Raw genomic sequence first — 19658 nt, 5'->3', positions numbered from 1 at the left:
CCCTGTGCTCACGCGACTCCTCTTGCGGTCCGACCGGCGTGGGCTGGACGGCTGGGCTGCTGGGTGTGCGGCGGCCCGGCGAGCGCGCCCGCCACGGCCTTGGGTGGCAGGCGGCGCAGGAGACCCGCCCGCAGATGGCAGATGAAGGCCTTGCGCCGTTGCAGTAGTTGTTCGCGTGGTGGCGGCTGTCCGCGCTGCTGAAGTTCGGTAGGCAGCTGGTCGGCGGGCTCCTTGAGCGCTGCGAGCGGATCCGTTCGAGAAGCCATTCGAGACCGTGGCACCATGTACCGCATGACGACGAACCGAAAGGTCCATGCCGCGTAGACGGCCAGGACAGATCCGTTCCGGCGCCCCCGGAAGCTACCTGACAATGGGTGCAAGGCCAATCATCGACGGCCTGTCTTCGCGTGCACTTTCCGAGATCACCCGTCTCGAGCACACCCGCAACTATCTGCAGCCAGGCGATGTCAGTACGGCTGCGGTCCTGTGGAAGAACTACGTCCACCAGCCCGAGCGGGATCTGTGGCACGACTACGAGTGGGGCAACGTGCACTGGTACTGCTGCGGCAACCCCCTCGAAGCACGTGCCCTCCTCGACACCGTCATGCAGGCCATATCGCCACGAAGCGCCCGCGAACTTCGCAAGGTTGTCGGCCGGTCAGATGCCGTCTGGAACCGCCCATCCTCGTCCTATGACGCGGACGGTAGGTAAAGAACAAGCTCGGCAGGCGTTTGAATCTGTTCGGTGCTGCTGGAGGGTCTGCGCACTCCAGGCAGTCCGGCTGCAGACATCGCCTGCTCCGTCTCCACGCCGCCCATCGTCAAACGGTGGATCCAAAAGGAGAAGTAGCCTCCGCCGCCTTTCGACGTTCGTGTCCATCGTGCCGGCGCACACCAAGTACGCCCAAGGCATCCGACCGCTCGCACGGGCGTCTCCACCGTGGCTCTTATCAAGCCAGCCATTCCCGCTCATGTGGAGCGTCGCTCAACTCCCCTTTGCGGAAACGCTGTTTGCCCACATCGTCGAGTTCGACGGCCTGTGCACCCTGTACTGCATGGAGGAGGGGTCCGCTCGACTCGGGTGGGCGTGCGGGCCGCGCGAGGTGACGCCCGGCCGCCGGTCCGTCGTGAAGAACGCGGGACCGGCCAGCGGCTCATCGGCTGGTAGTCGACCCGCCGCCAAAAGATCGAGGAAGCGCTGTCCGTTTCCACGGTCGTCTGCGAAGGGGAGGTGGGGCATGCACCGGGTAACGCCGGCTACGCGCTGGCCTGCCGGGCCGCCGACCGGACGCGCCCGCCCGAGCGCACTGGGCGACGCGTGGTCCGCCGCACGCGGCGCAAGAGCCGCGGGCCGCCCGCGTTCACGGTGAGGGGGACCTCGTAGACAGGGCGTCCTCCGAAACGCTGAAGGTGCACATGTTGGACCCACTCGTCGACACATCGCCCGACAGCGTCGTGGTGGCCGTGACGGTCACCTGGCCCGGCGAGGGATAGGCGGCGACCAGATACAGCGTCTCTGTGGCGGTCGTGTCGTTCTGCGGCCCTATCGACTCACGGCGGACCTCGGACGCAGTATGCCCTTCTGAATCGGACAATTCACATACGATGTCCACGACGATCGGGTCGTCCGTGTCATTGACGATTTCGTACCAATGGGAACTGCTCAGCGAAACATTGGTGTCCGCCGTCGCTGCTCCCGGGCACGTGGGGCCTGCGGCTGCTCCGCCGTAAGGCATGATTTCTCCTCAGCTCGTGCGTATCACCGGATCGGTTGTCCGGTTCCGCCCTCGGTACTGCCTCTGCCCGCGCGTCTCCGCCGGCTCAGACCGCGGCCACGACGGGAACGCAGTGGAACGTCGTGTGCCCCACTCCGAGGTCGTTGGCCAGCGTCACGGTGAGCCGGTAGTCCCCGACCGGAAACGGCCCCACCTGGGGCTGCATCAGCGGGCCCGCCTCACCCGCGAGCAGATCCGGTTCGGTGAAGTCCGCCGGGTCCCCGTCCACGTCGCTGTCGAAGACGGCCTCATGTTCGACGTCGTCGGAACCGGGGCAGCCTTCCGGGATCCTCTCGACGAGCAGACGGTCGACGAAGGACGGAAGGTCTTGGGTGCTGACGTTGAAAGCCACCCATTCGACACGGAACGATTCGTCGTCATGGATGATCGAAATGCTCGGGGTTATCGGATTCTCACTGTTGGCAAAAACCACGTCGGCCATGGCTGCTCCCGTGAAGCGGCAATGTACTCGGAGGGTGTAACGACCATCTCATTTTATCTTCGTTTGGCGTTACGCGTCAGGTGGAGGCATGGCCGACCGTGAACCTTCCCCCGATACCCCGCCCGCATTTCGCGCCAGGCAGCCAAGCGCTGTCCTGAGGTACGCAGTCCGCCCGCAGCCATAGGTCTCCGCAGCCGGCACCACCCCCGCGAACGACCAAAGGCCGGTGTCGGATACCTCCGACACCGGCCTTGATCTACGACTCCTACGGCGGCGATCCAGTCCACGGCCAGGCACCGATCGATGACAGGTGTGACGCCGAGTTCCTCTTCCAGTTCACGGGCGGTGCCGCGAGCGGGGGATTCGCCCTGGTCAAGACCACCGCCTGGTGCGAGACATGTGTCGCGATGGTCGACGTATTGGACCAGTATCTGACCGAACTGATGGGTGATCAGTACAGACGTGCCCGACCACAGAGCGGCCGAGGCGCGCTGGGCGCCCTACGCCTCGTCGGTCAGGGCGCTGCCTGGGGGCTCACCGGGGGCGGATGTGGTTGTCATGGCTCCCCGAGTCAGAAGGGGACGGGGCAGGAATGGAGGGTGTTGGCCCTGTCAGCGAGTGAGTTGATGGGCGGCGTCCGGGGCGGGCCCGGGCACGAGGCGGGTGAAGAATTCGGTCGCGATGATCCTGCGCCGGATCGGCTCGGGCAGGCGCGCGAGGATTCCGGGCAGCGACCGTTCGCGGGCGACCTCCGCGCGGTGCGAAGACACCGCGGCCCATTTCTGCTCCCACCAGGGGGTGATATCGACCGTGGTGGTGGCGTACGGGTCCGGGACCGCGAGCACGGTTTTGCCGACGGCCCCCAGATGCGGCCTGAGCTCCCTGACACCTGACTCGGGGTGCGTCGCGCAGTACAGGGCGTGCGGTTGCCAGGGTTCACCTGCTTCAGGGTGGAGGTGCGGGAGGCCCGCGGCCTGAGCGGCGAGGAGAGCGGCCTGGTGGGTGCGGCGGTGGTCCGGGTGACCGGTTTCCCTGATGATTGAGCGTGTTCAAGCATCAGGGGAGGCGCAGGTTGAGTACGTGGCATGTGGTGCGGGTACCGGATCCAGAGCACTGGGGGACGCTCCCAACTGGTGGCGTGCTGGGGGTACAGGACCTGCCGACGGGGGTGTCCCAGATCAGGCTGATGCCGGGCGACCTGTATTCGTGCGACCGGACGGCATGGTCGATTCGAGCCTGTTGGATTTCGTCCGTTCCAAGGAGTTCCGGAACCTGGAACGGGAATCCAAGCGAAATTACGCGACGGATATTCGCATCCTTCTTGACTTCCTGTCTTCGCGCGGAGTGTCGTGGCAGCAGGCGACCGAGCAGGATCTCGTGGACTTCCGCGACTGGCGGTGCCGAGCCCTGGAGAACCCCCAACGGGTCGGCGGGACGAAGTGGAACCGCGAGGCGGCGGCGTTCACGAAGCTGTTCAAGTGGGGCAAGGTCTACCCTCTGCCGGTAGACATATCGCGACGAGAGGACCGGGCCCCAGACTCGGTCAGCGCGCGGGTGTCGTGGCTGACGCCGCGGACATGGGGCCTGTGGTCGGACGTCGGGCTGCGCGGCCACACCCGGGCCGGGGTGGCGGCGCCCGGGTGGGAGTCGCGGACGGAGATCCGCAACACCAGCTTCGTGCAGCTTCTGCTGAGCTCGGGCCTGCGTCGGCAGGAGGGCGGTTCGCTGCTGACGTTCGAGCTGCCGACCCAGCACCTGCGGCATGGCCGCTACCTGCATGGCCGTATCGCGGGCGCGGTGACGAGGGCGAAGAACACCCGCACGTTCTACGCGTCCGTGGACGCTGTCGGCCAGGTCGAGGCGTATGTCCAGTCGGAGCGGGCCTGGGCCGTTCAGCGGGCCCAGGCTGCGGGCTGCTACGACCGACTGACGACGATGCGGCTGGTCACGAGCGTGACACGCGGGAGCAAGCCGAAGGTGGAATGGGTGGACGCCAACGGCGTCGCCGGCGGGCAGGAGCTGAGCCTCTTGGGCTGGCGCGAGCGACGACGGTTGTTTCTGGAAGGGCCGGACGGGCCGGAGCCGGCCTGGTTGTGGCTGACCGAACAGGGCCTGCCCATGGAACCGGATCGCTGGAACGGCGTGTTCAGGAGCGCGAACCTGCGATGCGAAGATGTCCTGCTCAACGAGGAGGAACGGAAGGTCGACCGGAGGTTCCGGCTGGCGAACGTCCGTGGCAAGAGCCCGTACGCCACCCCGCATGCCGCCAGGCACTCTATGGCGCTCTACATGCTGATCCTGCTGAACGAGCTGTTCGAGTCCCGGTACGGTCTGACGAAAGCGGACCTGCGTGACTTCGCCATGCTGTTCGGCGATCCGTGGTGGCTGGTGAAGACCCTCCTCGGGCACTCCGACGTGGAGACCACGAAGCGCCACTATCTCGCACCCGTGTCGCACCTGCAGCTGGAGTCCATCCTGGCGGCCGCGGAGACCACCGCCGACGGCGAAGACGTCGAGAGCCTGGACGACGTCTTCGCGCGCCTCGCTCGGGAGACGCAGGGAATCCAGGACATCGACAGCCTCCTCGAGGGGGCTCCGTGAGCCCCCGCGGGCGTCGTGCTGCCCGGCCGCCATCTGGGCACCGCGCCGAGGCCCCGCTGGCTCAAGGCACACTTGTGGTGACCGTACTGAACAAAGCGGGCCACGCAAAGGAGTTCGACTTCGCGCAGTTGGCCGTGGCCGCGCCGATGCAGCAGTCCCTGGCTGCCCTTTTCGCCGCCCAGTCCGTCCGGTGGACGAGCCACGGAACGGCGGAGAGCACATGGAAGAAGCTGCACCTGTTCGCGCGGTTCCTGTCCAAGGTGGAGAACCCCCCGTCGGACTTGGACGGCTTGACCGCGGCCATGCTCAAGCGTTGGCGCACGCAGCACATCGGATCCAGCGCGGGGCGGAACGCGCTGCAGCTCGTCCGTGCCCTGCTCTGGCGGGATCCCCGACTGGCTGACGGACCGGTGGCCGAGGAGCTTGCCCGGCGCATTCCCAGTTCCAGTCCGAGTAAGCAGTCTTACGACGAGGAGGACCGAGAACGGGTGCGGCTGGCCGCGCAGAAGCAGTTCCGGGCGGCCCTGCTACGAATTCGGGAGAACTCTGAGCTGCTGCATCAGTGGCGGTCCGGCGCGCTTGATGAAGGTAGCCGTGAGTGGCGGCTTGGCCAGATCCTCGACGATGTCGCCCGCACTGGTGACGTCCCCCGCAAGGTCGGCCCGCAGGGCAAAGCCTTCATGAGGAACCACCGTCTCCCTGGTGGGAGGAGGCCCGAGGGCACCTGGGGGCGGCTGTTCCTCACCCGCGGCGAACTGACGGCGCTGGCCGTCCTCCTTACGGACAGGTTCGGATGGAACCTGTCCGTCTATGACCGCATGCCCACGCCCACCACTGCGCCCGCAGTGGCAGAGAGAGCAGCTAAGACCTACCAGGTCCAGATCGAGAAGCGCCGCCGTGGCGGCGGACGTTGGTACTCAACGGAGAACATCACCGACTCCGGGGCCGGCTCTCGCGGGCGACTGATCACTCAGGCCCTGGAAGCGACCGAGCACAGCCGTCATCTGGCCGCCCGCCTGGCTCCAGGCACTGATCTGCTGATGGTAGCCCGCACAGGCCGGATCGGTCAGGAGCACGAGAACCTGGACCGCCCTATGCCGGTCGGTCCGCTCGCCTTCGGCGTCTCGGGCACCGACGGCAAGCGGTGGGCGCGGGCACACCAACTGGGCGGATCGCCGTTCCAGCGGACGCGCAGGACGACAGTAACTCGCGAAGGCCGTCCGTTGCAGCAGGCGCAGGGGACACACGAGAGCGTCTACGTCCTGCCGGACAAGCACGTCCAACGAGCCGCCCAGAGCGTCATCGCAGATGGAGCGGCCGAGGCCCTGGAACAGGCCCGGGACGTCGTGTTCAGGGGCAGCCTGAGTCCACAGCGAGTGCCCGGGCACCAAGAAACGGCAACGGCCGACTGCGAGGACGCGACGGCCAGTCCCTGGCCGACCGGGGACGGCGACTGCGGAGCGGACTACCTACTCTGTCTGGCCTGTCCCAACGCTCACGTTCACCCTGGCCACCACCCTCGTCTGGCCCATCTGCACCAACGCCTCCTCAGTCTGCGATCCGCACTGCACGAGGACTCCTGGAACAGGCATTGGCAAGATCACCTGCTCCGGCTGGACGACCTGCGCAGCAAGTTGGGCCCGGCGTCCTGGAGTGCCGCCCTGGGCCAGGTCGACGAGGACGACCACCTCGTCATTGATCTCCTGCTGGAAGGGAACCTCGCTCCATGACCAGCGCCCTCGCCCACCAGGACGACCCCTACACCTTGCCCATGCCCGCAGGCGACACACTGGTGGTGCTTCCTCAGTGGATTCGGCCCGGCAATTCGCACCACAACGCGCGTTTCCGGGACGCGCTCTGGCCGCTGGCACCGCTCATCGACAACCCCGGAGTAGACCTCACCGCGATCAACTGGGAGAAATGCCCCCGAGACCTCCACGGCCAGGTGAAACTCGCCGCCTGGACCATGATCAACGGACGCCTCCGATCCACGTATCTGCAGACCCGCGGTGCACGGGCCCGAGCTCGCCGCTCCGCCGGCGTGCTTCAGGTCACCTGCCGTGAATGGATGCGGCTGGCCCGCTGGCTTCACGCGCATGGGATCACAGATCTCGCTGAATGCGACACCGACGCATGGCGGCGGTACATTGCCCAGCGCTGGACGGACAGATGCAGCCGGACAGAAGCCGAGAAAGTCCTGGGGCGGCTGACAGACCTGTGGCTGTTCGACCAGCTCAGCGCACGTCCTGCTGGAATCGACCGTCCCCCGTGGGACACCGAGGGCGCCGACGACTTCCTTCCCCCTGCCGACACCGCCAGTGCCAGGACCGAGAACTCGACCGAGCCGCTCGATCCTCAGGTCATCGGACCACTGCTGGTCTGGGCCATCCGCATGGTCGAAGACTTCGCCGACGACATCCTGGCCGCGTGGGCTGAACACTGTCGCCTGCGATCTCTCGCCACCACAAACCGGACAACGATCTCTGGGCGAGTCGCACTGGAGGCTCTGGTGCTGCCCCTTCTGCGCGGAGGGGCCCAGCTGCCCGCCATGGGGAGGCAGGGAACCCTCAAACTCGCTCGCGCCTACCTCGCCGGCACAACCGGCGCTAGCCTCGCCCAGGTCGACCGGCTGAATGTTCGGCACGGGCTCACCTCGCTCGCCGCCCAACGGCCTGGCCCCTGCCCTATGCAAGTGCCGGTCACCGGTCGCATCAAGGGAAGCCCCTGGCGCGAATCCCTTGACTACCACGAAGCCGCCGAGTTGATGCGGCATCTCGGAACCGCCGCCTTGGTGATATGCCTCTATTTGACGGGAATGCGTCCACAGGAAGTCGCAGCTCTGCAGTCAGGCTGCTGTCCTGACCCGCAGCCTGCTTCAGACCGCACAGTCAAGCGCCACCTGATCCGCAGCCGTCACTTCAAGAACGTCACCGATGACGACGGCAACCACGTCTACGCCGGTGAACAACGCGCTGTCCCCTGGGTTGCGATCACCCCTGTTGTCCGGGCGATCCGAACCCTCGAACGCATGGTTCCCCACGGTGAGCTGCTGTTCAGCGCCACCCATCACGACTTCCTGAGACGACGAGGCCGCCATGGAGCGTTGAAGAAACACGCCCTGAACCTTCGGATCGAGGACTTCATCGTATGGGTAAACCAGGAGGCCCAAGTGCAAGGGCTGTCGGACCAGTCCATCCCCCAGGACCCCCACGGCGCGCTCGGCGTGTCCCGGTTCAGAAGGACCCTGGCCTGGCACATCGCCCGACAGCCCGGAGGGCTGGTCGCGCTCGCGATCCAGTACGGACACCTGCGCACCATCTTGGACGCCCGGACCTCGAGCGGTTACGGCTCCCGAAGCCGCGGTGGCATCCACTCCGTCCTCGACATCGAGACGGCCCTGGCGGCCGCTGACACCGCCGCCCACCTGCGCGACCGTGTCGCTGCTGGGGAGAAGGTCTCCGGCCCGGCCGCTCGCCGGGCATTGACCGCTGCTGCGATGACGCCGCGGTTCGAGGGCCGGATCGTCCCCACGACGTTCGCGAAGAAGGCCGCCAGGTTCCTCGCTCGGGGCGGCATCGTGCTTTACGACAACCCGGACGCCTTTCTGATCTGCGCGTTCAAGCGGGACAACGCGCTCTGCGAACCCGATCCGGGAGCGACCGCGCCGAGGCAGTACGCCTGCCAGCAAGGCTGCGGCAACACCGTCCGCACCGACGCCCACGCACAGCAGATGCGGGAAAAGGCCGACGAGATCGATATCAAGGCCACCTTCGTCCCGGAGAAGCTCGCCACCCGGCTGCGTCGCAACGCCGACAACTTCCGCAAGATGGCCGACGCCCATGACGCCACCGCCCAGACCGCCGAGGCTTTGAATTGAACCAGCAGAACCAGGACGAACGCACCTTCATCCGCGAGGCGATGGACCGGCTGCTGGCCGGCAAGGCCACCGCTTCCAACGGCAGCCTCACCGCCGCCGCGCTCGCCGCCGAGGCCGGCGTCCACCGCATGGCTCTCTACAAGCGGCACGCAGACCTGAAGAACGAGTTCGAAGAGCGCGTCCGCACGGAGACCAAGCAGGTCCCGGAGACGGAGAAGCAGCTGCGGGCGACCGTCGCCAAGCTCAAGAAGACCATCGCGAACCAGCGAACCGAGCTTGAAGAGCTCCGCCAGCTGGTGACCAACTTGACCCTCGCCAGCGCTGTCCTCACCCAGGGGCCAGAGGCGCCGCCGGCGGAGCCCGCCCAGACCCCGGACAACGTCATTGCGTTCCGCCCGCACACCAGCTGAGCCTCCAGCCCTCGCGGGCCGCCCCGGCTCGAACAGGCGGCTGAGCACACAGGTCCGTACGCGATGGTGCACGACGAAGTCGTACGCCGCTAAGTCGCTTGAATGGACTAGCCGAACAAGCGAGTGCTGCCGCATGGTGGCCTCGTGACGAACATCGCTGACCCTGAGTGGGCCAATCAACAGCTCGACAACTTCATCAACATGACCACAATCGTGGATAAGCGCCTTCCCAGCGGAAGACCGGGGCGGCAGCACGCAGGCGAAGAGGATCAGATCACTGCCCAGGCCGTCGTAGTCGAGCGGATCTTCGCTCGCCTCGATCCCGAGTGGCGCGACAACCTTGAGATGAACATGAGCCCGGACCGGCGATGGACGGGGCATCGCAAACTGGCTGTCCGCGCCAAGGCGACGATCGCCGCTGACGCGGAGATCAGTGAAAGGCTTGGCGACAACGCTCCGCAGATCAGTGCCGCTGCTCTCCATCCGTGGGCGTGGGAGGGGGCCAGGTCTCTTTGGCAGAGCGGTCACTTCCGTGAGGCGGTCACTGCCGCCGCACGGAAGATCAATGCCGAGACGCAGAACAAGCTCGGTCGTCGGGACCTCTCAGAGACCAAGCTCTTCCAGGACTCTCTGAACGACAAGCAGCCCGTCGCTGGTCGGCCCAAGCTGCGTGTCGTGCCCGACGACGGCAGCGACACATTCAAGAGCATGCAGCGCGGGGTCATGGCGTTCGCAGAGGGCTGCTTCGCGGCGATTCGCAATCCCAACAGCCACGAGGACGGCCTTCCCGAGCTGCCCGAGCACGAGGCTCTCGAACAGCTCACCGCCTTCAGCCTCCTAGCCCGCTGGATCGACAGCGCAACGGTGGAGACCGCCTCGTAGTACTGGCTGCGGAGGGGCTCGCCCGTCGGGGCGGGCCGCCGCAGCGGCCCTCGCAAAACGATGGCGGTGGTCTCTTAGCGCATGTTCGCTGCCTCGTCGATTGCCCAGACCGCTTCCCGGACCTTCTGTTCGAGATTCTCGAAGGCGTCCTCAAGAGCGGCGAGTTCTGCGAAGAGCGCGTGCTTGTCGTCCATCTCTTCCATCGCCATGGCCCGCGTGATCCAGGACTTGACGTCTTTCATTGTGAGCGGGAACTTCCTGGTCCGCAGTACATCTTTGTCGAAGATCGCGTCGAGGTCTCCGTCTTCGATCTGCATGATCCGAATGGCGTCGCCCGGGACCGCGCCGCTGGCGCTGTTCTCCTCGATGTAGGCGAGACCCGACTCAAGATCCTCAAGGCGTCCAAGGAGATGGCCGACCAGCGCGTCCCTCACCGTCACCAGGTCGAGACCGACTTCCTTCCTCAGCTGCTTCGCAGCACGGTGGGAGATCTCGAAAGGGTTCTGCTGGCTGGACGAACTGTCCTGGAAACGCGCCAGCTCGGGACCCAGGCGGCCATCACCGATCAGAACTCCCGGCTCGTACCGGTCGAGGACCGTGCATGCAGCGTCGAAGTAGATCAAGACGGCGGGGCGGATCACTTCGACTCGGTGTTGGTCGCGGTGGTAGGTCTCGTTCCGGTAGTCGTGCAGCTTCCTCAGCACCGGCGCAAGGTCTCCAGGAAGCTTCTCCCTCTCGACCAGGAAGTCGACTTTGTCACCGAAGTTGTCGTTGATCCGCTTCCGCTTCCTTTTCGAGGTCACCCTTCCCTCAAGTCGTTGGATCTCTGCACGGAGCTGGTCATCGCTCGGTCCGGTCGCAAAGCGGCGATGCAAGGGATTGTCGCTCTTGCGCATCGATTCAAGCCGACGGAGATTCTCAAGCTGGTCAAAGTCGATGCGCTCAAAGTGGAGTTCGGCCTCGGCCATGCGGTGCATGATCAGTTCGACGGCACTGTCGAGCAGGATGTGGGCCAGCCGCAGCTGCGGGACCCGCCCGACCTCGATGAGGCGCTTGACCTCTTCAAACTGCACGATCACCAGCTCAAGGCGCTTCATCGCCGCCGCCCTCCACGTCTTGGGTTCGGCTCTTCGCCGAGGCTCCTACCGTAGTGAGCTGCAGCGCGGCCAGCACCGGGGTTTCGGCCCTCCATGCCCACCCGCACGCTGGCCGCGGCCGGGTGCTCCGCCACCGAGCTCGGCTCACCGAGCGGGGGATGCCGCGGCGGATGACAATGGGTTCTATGAACACGTCGCCGCGGCTGGGGGTTGGGTGGTCAACCCACTTCGACCGACCTTGGCCGGTGAGAATTCTTTACCGCCGCCTGCGATACGCATACCGCGCACCGTCTCTCTTCGCCGAGCAGATGATCGGGGCTGGCGCCACGATCTCCTTTCTTCGGTTCGATGAGAGGTTGCTCGCCGAGGATCTGGATGGGACGCAAATGGCGCTGGCCGATGCTGTGGATTTCCTCTATTTGAGCACGCACGGGGAAAACAAGTCGGCGGCCTACAAGGTCGCTCTCCATGGAGCGGATTGGAGTCCAGCCTCCTCTGGGATAGGCGCAGCGGGGCCCGTGATCGCCGTGTTTGACACTTGCGACCTCGTGGACTTCTCTGATGCGAATTGGATGGATTCGTGGTCTCAGGGAGTCGGCGCTGCGCTGCGGCTTATCCTGGGATTTGCAGGCCCTGCCACTGTCAACCAATCAGCATCCTTGCGAGGCTTGGCATTCGCGGAGAATCTTCAGGCGGGAATGCCAATTGCACCGTCGTGGCTTAGCGCGGTCCAGCAGACCAGCTTGCCCCAAACGGACCGCGCGGTCGCCATCGCCATCGGAGACGACGACGATGACGCCGAATACATCTTGCAGCAGTCGACGTTGAGTAACCCACCTCCCCCAAGGACCGCAGATACGCCGTCGATCAGAGCAGAGGTGTGTCCTTGACTTGGAACGAACTGCCCGCCCGTGACATAGAGTCCTGGGTGGCACAGATTCAGTCTAGCCGCCTCCCGCCCGCCAACTACAAGCTGGCTGGCCGTGATGAGGTGCTTGGGCGCCTCAAAGAAAGCTCCCAAAGCGCCGAGGTCAGAGTCCGTGACGACTCTTTCACGCTGGAGAGACGTCAATGGGTGAGTGCCGAGAGTGGCGAATTGCAGAGAATCGTCTCCTTCGCTCAGCATCTAGGAAAATGGATCGATAATAGGATCTTGAAACCTGGGCGTGGCATCGGCCGACCATTGGTCGGCGAGTTCCCCAAAGATATTGAGAGTGCCAGCGTTTCATCCTGGGAGTCCTCGATCGAAGATGTTCCCAGTGTGGGCCCCGGGGGTCGAGTGACGGTCTACGTGTCGCACGGCATGACGCTCGCTGACATCACCACCCGGGTCCGTACGGAGAGTATGGAGAGTAGATGGCGCACACCAGGAGAGATCGCCAACCAGTTCGAAAGAATCACCCGCGGTGAATTCCTGGAGACACATGTCTTTGGAGCCTTCGGGTACTACGAAGCGTCAAAATATGAAAGGCAAAGCTACTTGCGGACAGCATTCGTCTTCATTATTGACCGCCCAACATCCCGGGAAGGCCCAAGCTGGCGCACCTCGTTCGCAGTGGCCGCCACCGAATCCGATGGTATTCCGCCAGACGCAGGGCTGGGTAGTGCAGGAGGCGACTGCCTCTGAGGGGAGCGCTGATATGACGGACTATCTGCTCATCGCAGCCGGTGTTGTCATCGGAGTCGTTTTCCCGGTCATTCGTGGTTTCGTAGTGCAGGAATTTCCGCCGACTGGCGCCCCGGGGCTTCCCCCCATGGGTTAAAAAGTACGACGCATTGCTCATATTCAGTTTGATCACGGCAGCCATCGTGTTGGCCATCTACCGCAGCGCCGAGCCGGAGAAGGATATCGCCTGGTATGCGGCTCTTATCTTGGGCTTCAGCTGGGAGTCCGTACTGGAGAAGTTCTTCACCTCGTCCAGGGTCTAATACTGCAGCCGCAGTTATGGGGGTCGGTGGTGCCGCCGCCACCAGTATCGAGCCCGCCTCAGCCAATACCGCCGCCGCGGCCACCGACCCCATAACTGCGGCCGCACTATTAGCGCTTGATTGGGGAACTCGGCTACTTCGCTTGCCGAACGAACCGGGGGCCGTGGCCTCCGGCAGAGGCCACTGCCGCGAAGGACCAACGCGAACACATTGACTTGACAGGGAAACCGGTCAGCTGGCCCAGGGCGTCGTGCGTGACCACGATGTCGGGCCTGAACGAGCGGATCTGCTGGACCAGGGCGGCCACCGCCTCGTCGAGCGGTGCGTCGACGAGGCGGGGACGGCCGGGAGCCGCTTGCGGGTTGCGGGCATCGCCGTATCCGAGCATCCGAGGGGAGCCCGCTCCGAGTGCCCTCAAGGCGTCGGCGAGTTCGGGAGCACGGGGGCTGTCGGGCGCCCACGTCATGGTGACGACGGCGGTGCGCGCGTGCGTGGCGGCGTGCTGGGCGAGGACACCGCCGGCGAGGAGGCTCTCGTCGTCGGGGTGGGCGAACACGCCGAGCAGGGACGGCATCGTGGAGGGCGCCGCCATCTCGGGGATCAGCGCGTCGGAGTCAGGCACGCTGTTCCCCTGCGGTCGAGAGGCTCACTGCGTCGGCGGGGGGCCGGCCCGGCCACTGGAGGACAAGCCGTGCGCTCGGCTTGTCGAGCACGTCGCCGGGCGGCAGTTGGTCGTCGGGCGTGGCGGCTGGGTGGATGGTCATCGGCGGATAGCCGCTCTCGCGCACCTCGCGGTCCCAGACGCGCACGCACTCGGCGAAGCGCTCCGCCACCTCTTCGGCTGCAGGGCCGTAGGCGTGGATGAGGAACTCGGTCAAACTGTCGCCCGGCTCGGGGGCATCCTTGACCTTCCGGTAGGTCAGGTAGGCGAGCGAGCCGTCTGCCAGGATCGCGGCCGCGTCCTGCTGCGCCACGAGCGTGGATCCCGTTGGCGCGGACAGGCGGCAGAACCCCTGCAGGGTGGTCGCGGCATAGATCTGCAAGGTCTCGAAGTTGAAGCTTCCCCGGACGACAAGGCCGGTGGAGCGCTCGTGCCGGGGCCCGCGCAGAGCCTCGTCGAGACCCGCCATGTCGCCGGGCGTCCCGTCCTCCCACCGCACCGTGACCTGGCCATCAGCCAGAGGGACGGCCGGAGCGGTACGGGCGGCTGCGCCGCGGTCGCGCACGAACCCGCAGTACGTCCAGTGCTCGCCATGCAGCACGTTGCCGCGCCGGACCAGGGTGAGGGAGCGGGCGTAGCCGCCCATCTCCAGCGGCACGACCAGCCGGGCTCCTTCGGCGAGCTGCTCTCGCCATGCCCGTGCGATGTCGGACACGTTGTGCGTGACCACGATCGCGTCGAACCCGTCGGCGGGGACGTGGCTCGGCGCGCCGAGACAGCCGTCGCCGAGGACAGCGGTAACCCGGCCGCCGCCCGCCTCCGCACACAGCCGCCGTGTGCGGTGCACGACGTACGGGTCAAGGTCCACGCTCACCACCCGGCCGCGCTCCCCGACCAGGTGCGCAAGCAGTTCCGCGTTGAACCCGCCCGATCCGACCTCCAGCACACTCATGCCCGCCTCCAGCCTCAGCTGCTCCGCCATGTCGGCCTGCAGCCACGCCGCCGAGACAGAACTGACCGCAGCCCCGGTGTCTTCCCGGACCGTCACCACGGCAAGGTCGTCGTGATAGGCCGTCACCAGAGTTGATTCGGGGACGAAGCGGTGCCGCGGCACTGTGCGGAGCGCCTGGCGGACGGCGGGGGAGGGCGCCCAGCCGCCGGCAACGATCCTGTCTGCCATGGCGTGCCGGAGGCTTACGGCCTCGGCAGGCTCGCCGGGCACGGCCGGGGCGTCGAACGTGCCGGGGTAGGAATGGATGGGCGGCAGGCCGGTCAGCACGCCCGGCCACACCGCGTTGAGCGCTTGGGCGGCGGGCATGAAGATTGGTCCCAGGGTGGCCAGAGTGTGCAGCGGGTGCCACTCCCACCGGGTGAACTTTTCCGGTTCCCTGAGTTGGATCTCGCCTTCCCATGCGGTGACGCGGACGACGGGGGTGATCCGGCGGAGGTCGAGGCGGTCATCGTGCAGGACGGTGATCACGTGGGCGTTCTGTTCGTGGGCCGTCAGCCCGGTCTCCTCCGCCAGCTCCCGGACGGCAGCGCCCTGCGCAGACTCACCCGCCTCGATTCTGCCGCCGGGCAATTCCCACATGCCCTTGATCGAGCGGCCCAGCAGAACCCGGCCCGAGCCATCCGTGAGGACGGCGACAGCACCCATCACCGCCTGCGGCGCCGGTCGCCCCTTCTCCAGCGCGGTGAACGACCCGCCCGGGCCGCGCAGCACCACCACGGCCAGCCCCTCCGTGTCGAACCTCGTCGCTTCCTCGAAACCCTGTGTGAGCTGGCTGAGGTCGTCCTCGTCGAGCGCGATGTGCCGGCGCTCCTGCGAGGTGTGCTCCACGACCGGGGTGATGACGACGAGCGCACCCCTTGCGCGTAACTGGGCTCCCAGGGCGCGCAGCACGGATGACCGATTCTGGATGAAGGCGACACTCAGCCGCATGACCACCAGGTCGTAGCCGGGCGGCTGTCCCTCGGGCGGGTCGGGCAGGGCGTCATCCTCGACATCCAGACACAACCACCGCACCCGCCGCTCCCCGGCGTGTTCCGCGCGGGCCCGTGCCAGGGCTCCTTCGGTGTAGTCGACCGCGTCCACGTCGTATCCCGTGCGCGCGAGCGCGACGGCGAGTTGACCGGTTCCGCATCCGACATCGAGCGCGCGCCCGTTGCCCGGGGCGGGAACGTGCTCCGTCAGCAACGCCCGCTCGGCTTCGCTCAGAGGACGAAAGCCCTTCCCGTCGTCGTAATGCTCCTGCCAGGCGTCCCTTGAGATCTGCTGCAACGTTCTGTTCTCCTGTTCGGGGTACGGCCCTTGATGGCTGATCCCACTGGGGGGCGGCTCTGGCGGCACACCTTCAGATCCAGTCCTCCGGCCCGTACTCCGCGGCCGGGTACTCCTTCATCAGGGCCCAGATTGCGACCCGCAGGTCGGCCATCAAGATGAGGTCGCCACTCATTACTTTCCCCAGTCCCAGGTGCCGAAGTAGGCGGCCTCGCCGGTGCGGCGGGCCTCCTCCACCGCCCTCAGCCGCGCGAAGTCGCGGTCGGGCATCAGGGCCTTCCACTCCGCGAGGGGCAGGACGCGAACCTCGTCGTGCTCCTGCGGATTCAGAGTGATGCCCTGAATCTGCCGGGCGGTGAGCCGGCCGCCGTCGAAGACCATCCCGATCGTGCTGTAGGGCCACTCGGCGCCAGGCAGCCCGTACACGGTGGCCAGAAGCCGGGGCGGGCCGGACACGGCGAGGCCGGTCTCCTCGCGCGTCTCACGTACCGCCGTCTCCCAGGGGCGTTCACCGGGGTCCATCGTTCCGCCGACGAACTGCCAGGGATGCGCGGGGGAGTAGACGGAATGCAGCTGGAGCAGCCCGTCGTCCTCGTCGGTGAACAGGACACATGCCCACGCTGTGGCTTTCAGGACCGTCTCGGCGTACTGCTCGGGTGGCAGCCAAGCAGGGCTGCCGCCGACGGTGCTCGCGCCTGCCGGCTGCTTCAGACGGGTCATCCGCATCAGCGTCGGGCCTCCCGCAAAGCCCAGCTCACGGTAGAGCGGCGCCGATTCCACCCTGGCGGTCAGTTCGAACAGAGTGACGTCCTCGACCTCGGACAGGTGGTCGAGCAGTGCGGAGACCACGGTCCGGGCGTAGCCACGGCGCCGGAGCCCGGGGTGCGTGGCGACCACCTGTACGTGGGCGGCCAGACCGCGGGGGTAGGCGGGGGCCGGGAGCACGGCGTGGATCAGGCCGAGGGCGCAGGAGGCCAGGGTGCCGTCCGGGGCGTCGATGACGAAGGCCCGCGCGTCTCCCGCCGGCGTCAGCCGCGGCGACAGCTCGTCCGTACAGCGCCGGATCCATTCTTCGCTCAGGGGCGCGGACAGGATGTGCTCGGACCGCAGCCGGATGATGTTTTCGGCGTCATCGGGTGTTGCCGCACGGACCGGCGGCCGACCGGCGGCGGCCGTGTTCGGCGGTGTGGTCTCGGGAGTGGGCGCTGTCTGGGCGTTCACGGGGCATCTCCTGTCGATGAGAAGGGTTCACGGTGCTCGGACCGCAGCCGGGCCGGCGTCCTTCGGCCTCGCTCGACCAGTTCGGGATCACAGTTCTCGCTGCCGTATGCGATGCCGCTCACGGAATCGAGGGCCACGTCGATGACCAGGCGTGCTTCTTCCACGGCGGTCAGGGATCTTCCGTACCCGGAGAAGAAGGCGGCGAACAGGTCGGGACGGCCGGCCCAGGCATCGGACAGGCGGACCAGGTCCAGGCTCACAGTGCTTCCTTCACGTCAGGTGTGGAAGGGGACCGTCGGGGTTGCGGGGTGCCGGAGCCGGCGGGCAGCGTCCACGTCAGGGCGTCGGGACCGGTGCCGGAGGTGACGTGCTGGGGCCCGTCGGCCGCGGGGATCTCGACCCGGTACAGGCTGGGGCGGCCGGCGCGTACCCAGCGCGCGTGGACCTCCTCCAGCTCGGCCCACACGTCGCGCGGGCCGTGGGTGCGCACGGTGGCGCCGTCGGAATCGGCTACTGCCCAGGATTCGTCCTCGGGGGCGACGACCGTCATCGTCTTGGCCTGGAAGTCCCGTACCAGGCCGGGAGCGAGGTAGGCGGCGGCGATCCAGAAGCCGTAGGCGTCATCTGGCAGAGGAGCCAGCCGTGTCGCGCGCGGCCGTCCGGGTTCGGCTGCGATCCGAGGCCGGAGAGTTACAGCGGTGAGCCATCGGTAGCCGTGCAGCGGCCGGTACCCGCGCGGTCTTCCTTGCAGGACCGCCTCGATGCTGCCCGCCGGGGTGCGGGTGACGAGCAGCTGCCCGGGCCAGCTCGGGGTACGGGTCGTCAGTGTCGTCAGCAGGCGTCCGCCCGGAGCCAGCTGTTCCACCCAGGCGCACGGCACGCGAGGAACGCCGATACCGGAATGCATTAGGTCGTACGGGGCCGCGGGGACGTGACCGTCGAGCGCGTCCCCCTGGGCGACGGTCGCACCGAGCGCCAGCCGGTCCAGGTTCTGCTGGGCGAAAGCCGCCATGGAAGCGTCCCGCTCGATGCCGGTGGCGTAGCCGTGGCCGGTGACCAAGGCGGCGAGAGCCAAGGAGACGCCGGGGCCGGGGCCGAGTTCGAGGTAATTCTTGCGGGGGGCCGGCCTCAGCGTCTGCAGGGCTTCGACGGTGGCGGGCAGGTAGGTGGACATGGAGGTCATGTGGCCGCCGGTCACCGGCCCGCGGCCAAGAGCCTCGAGCGGTTCCCCATCGCGCTGAAGGAGGACGGACTCCCCGCTGTGGACGAGGTCGAGCCACTCCTGCCGGTCCTCCGGATGGGAACCGTCGAGCAGGTGCCACTGGATCGGTTCGATTCCCGGTTCGCTGGTTCGGACGTAGGCGTGCGGCAGCAGGACGTCCAGGCGCAACCGTACGAGGGCCTCGCGCAATCGGGGATCGGTGAGCACGCCGTCATCTTCGAGGCGGTCGACCATCTCCTTCCGGGCTGGGCCGGTCCGGTCACCGGCTGGCCCGCAGGGCCCGGAGAGGGCTGAGGAGGCAGGGAAGGTCATGTCAGCAGCTCCTCCGGCCGGCCGGGGCCATCCCAGCCGAGTTCGGTGTACGCGGTGCCGGCGCGGATACCGTCGATCGCGGCACGGGTGTAGGCGACCATCGGCTCCGGCAGAGCGTCCAGCGGCCACCATGTCCAGGCCGTGCACTTGTCGGGCTCCAGAATTTCCGGCTCACCGTTCCACCGGGAGGCTGCGAAGAACAACTGAAGGCGGGGCTCGGCGCCCTTGTGGTCGTCGAGCAGGTGAACGGTGTGCACCAACTGGAGGTCGGCCGGATCGATCACGAGGCCCGCCTCTTCGTAGGCCTCCCGGACCAGGCACGCGCCCACGCTCTCCCACTCGACGTGACCCGCGAGGGCGTGCCAGGCGTCGCCGGCGAACGCCACGTCGGGGTGCCGCCGGCCAAGAAGTGTGGCACCGTCGCGCTCGAGGAAGAGGTGTGCGCCGATCACGTTCTTCACTGCCCCCGCGCCGCCGTGGCCACCGACGGGGCGTGGCACGGGCACGGGCGGCACGGGGCGTTCGGCATGGTGGGACTTGATCGCCTCGTGAGCCCACGGGCACATGGAGAGCTGGTCCATGGTGGCGAGGTCGAACCAGGCGAACATGATGCCCTCGGACACCGGCAGCGCACGCGCGTCACCGTTCCAACAGGCGGTGTAGAGGTGGATGTTGTCCTCGGTGACGTATGGGCCGTGGGCCTTCGTGGTGGCGTACGGGGCCACCTCGGGAAGGACGAGGCCGGTCTCTTCGAAGATCTCGCGGGCGATCGCCTCGTCCAGGTTCTCGTCCCCCTCCGGGGCCCCTCCGACCAGCGACCAGGTACCCGCGTCGCAGATCAGTTTGTGCGCGTCGCGCAGATGCAGAAGGAACTGGCCATGACGGTTGATGATGATCACAGCTGTGCTGGCGGTTCGCCCGGTGGACGTGGACAAGGGACTCACCTTC

18 protein-coding genes and 1 pseudogene are annotated in these 19658 nt (G+C 66.9%); 7 read left to right on the top strand and 12 right to left on the bottom strand.

What is annotated here, in order from left to right; genetic code table 11:
- Positions 1-8: 8 nt before the first annotated feature.
- The 5 genes from ABZ454_RS02750 to ABZ454_RS02730 all read right to left on the bottom strand — a co-directional run bounded on the left by ABZ454_RS02750 (position 9) and on the right by ABZ454_RS02730 (position 3062).
- Complete coding sequence (locus ABZ454_RS02750; protein WP_359535778.1) at positions 9-266, bottom strand: hypothetical protein; 258 nt, start codon at positions 264-266, stop codon at positions 9-11.
- A gap of 1095 nt (positions 267-1361) precedes the next feature.
- Positions 1362-1736 carry a hypothetical protein gene (locus ABZ454_RS02745; protein WP_359535777.1) on the bottom strand — a complete coding sequence of 125 codons (375 nt, stop codon included), beginning with the start codon at positions 1734-1736 and terminating at the stop codon, positions 1362-1364.
- A gap of 85 nt (positions 1737-1821) precedes the next feature.
- Positions 1822-2217, bottom strand: a complete 396-nt coding sequence (locus tag ABZ454_RS02740; RefSeq protein ID WP_359535776.1) for a hypothetical protein — start codon at positions 2215-2217, stop codon at positions 1822-1824.
- A gap of 53 nt (positions 2218-2270) precedes the next feature.
- A complete protein-coding gene (locus ABZ454_RS02735) occupies positions 2271-2669 on the bottom strand; it encodes an NUDIX domain-containing protein (protein WP_359536163.1) in 399 nt (132 codons plus the stop codon).
- A gap of 159 nt (positions 2670-2828) precedes the next feature.
- The gene (locus tag ABZ454_RS02730) at positions 2829-3062 is read right to left on the bottom strand and encodes a hypothetical protein (RefSeq protein WP_359535775.1); all 234 of its coding nucleotides are present in this window, start codon (positions 3060-3062) and stop codon (positions 2829-2831) included.
- A gap of 376 nt (positions 3063-3438) precedes the next feature.
- Between ABZ454_RS02730 and ABZ454_RS02725 the strand changes: the two genes are divergently transcribed.
- The 5 genes from ABZ454_RS02725 (at position 3439) to ABZ454_RS02705 (ending at position 9987) form a co-directional block, all read left to right on the top strand.
- Complete coding sequence (locus tag ABZ454_RS02725) at positions 3439-4818, top strand: site-specific integrase (protein ID WP_359535774.1); 1380 nt, start codon at positions 3439-3441, stop codon at positions 4816-4818.
- Positions 4819-4895: 77 nt separating this feature from the next.
- Positions 4896-6548: a hypothetical protein gene (locus tag ABZ454_RS02720; protein ID WP_359535773.1), complete on the top strand. Its 1653-nt coding sequence runs from the start codon at positions 4896-4898 to the stop codon at positions 6546-6548.
- On the top strand, positions 6545-8695 hold the full coding sequence (locus tag ABZ454_RS02715; RefSeq protein WP_359535772.1) for an integrase: 2151 nt from the start codon (positions 6545-6547) through the stop codon (positions 8693-8695). Before ABZ454_RS02720 ends, ABZ454_RS02715 begins: the two co-directional genes overlap by 4 nt.
- Positions 8692-9105, top strand: a complete 414-nt coding sequence (locus ABZ454_RS02710; protein WP_359535771.1) for a hypothetical protein — start codon at positions 8692-8694, stop codon at positions 9103-9105. The genes ABZ454_RS02715 and ABZ454_RS02710 overlap by 4 nt, the downstream gene beginning before the upstream one ends.
- 144 nt (positions 9106-9249) lie before the next feature.
- Complete coding sequence (locus ABZ454_RS02705) at positions 9250-9987, top strand: TIGR02391 family protein (RefSeq protein ID WP_359535770.1); 738 nt, start codon at positions 9250-9252, stop codon at positions 9985-9987.
- A gap of 74 nt (positions 9988-10061) precedes the next feature.
- On the opposite strand, the gene ABZ454_RS02700 is transcribed toward ABZ454_RS02705, so the two are convergent.
- On the bottom strand, positions 10062-11084 hold the full coding sequence (locus ABZ454_RS02700; RefSeq protein ID WP_359535769.1) for a hypothetical protein: 1023 nt from the start codon (positions 11082-11084) through the stop codon (positions 10062-10064).
- 185 nt (positions 11085-11269) lie between these two features.
- Here ABZ454_RS02700 and ABZ454_RS02695 point away from each other — a divergent pair, with 185 nt between their 5' ends.
- Positions 11270-11974 carry a DUF6345 domain-containing protein gene (locus tag ABZ454_RS02695; RefSeq protein WP_359535768.1) on the top strand — a complete coding sequence of 235 codons (705 nt, stop codon included), beginning with the start codon at positions 11270-11272 and terminating at the stop codon, positions 11972-11974.
- A 38-nt stretch (positions 11975-12012) separates the two neighbouring features.
- The gene (locus ABZ454_RS02690; RefSeq protein WP_359535767.1) at positions 12013-12711 is read left to right on the top strand and encodes a hypothetical protein; all 699 of its coding nucleotides are present in this window, start codon (positions 12013-12015) and stop codon (positions 12709-12711) included.
- Between the two features lie 522 nt (positions 12712-13233).
- Here ABZ454_RS02690 and ABZ454_RS02685 read toward each other — a convergent pair.
- From ABZ454_RS02685 to ABZ454_RS02660, 6 genes and pseudogenes are all read right to left on the bottom strand, one after another.
- Positions 13234-13605 (bottom strand): annotated as a pseudogene (locus ABZ454_RS02685) (PIG-L family deacetylase); the annotation flags it as partial.
- Positions 13606-13627: 22 nt separating this feature from the next.
- On the bottom strand, positions 13628-15955 hold the full coding sequence (fxlM, locus tag ABZ454_RS02680) for a methyltransferase, FxLD system (RefSeq protein ID WP_359535766.1): 2328 nt from the start codon (positions 15953-15955) through the stop codon (positions 13628-13630).
- Between the two features lie 174 nt (positions 15956-16129).
- Positions 16130-17176 (bottom strand): GNAT family N-acetyltransferase, encoded by a 1047-nt coding sequence (locus ABZ454_RS02675; RefSeq protein WP_359535765.1) that lies wholly within the window; start codon positions 17174-17176, stop codon positions 16130-16132.
- Entirely contained in the window at positions 17173-17436 is a 264-nt protein-coding gene (locus ABZ454_RS02670) for a hypothetical protein (protein WP_359535764.1), read from the bottom strand. The genes ABZ454_RS02675 and ABZ454_RS02670 overlap by 4 nt, the downstream gene beginning before the upstream one ends.
- Positions 17433-18710: a methyltransferase gene (locus ABZ454_RS02665; protein WP_359535763.1), complete on the bottom strand. Its 1278-nt coding sequence runs from the start codon at positions 18708-18710 to the stop codon at positions 17433-17435. Before ABZ454_RS02665 ends, ABZ454_RS02670 begins: the two co-directional genes overlap by 4 nt.
- On the bottom strand, positions 18707-19645 hold the full coding sequence (locus tag ABZ454_RS02660; RefSeq protein ID WP_359535762.1) for an NUDIX hydrolase: 939 nt from the start codon (positions 19643-19645) through the stop codon (positions 18707-18709). Before ABZ454_RS02660 ends, ABZ454_RS02665 begins: the two co-directional genes overlap by 4 nt.
- Positions 19646-19658 lie beyond the last annotated feature (13 nt).

The organism is Streptomyces sp. NPDC005803, assembly GCF_040630435.1.
Lineage (GTDB): Bacteria > Actinomycetota > Actinomycetes > Streptomycetales > Streptomycetaceae > Streptomyces.
Note: the sequence above shows the minus strand (reverse complement) of the source record. Positions and strands in the feature narration are given on the sequence as shown.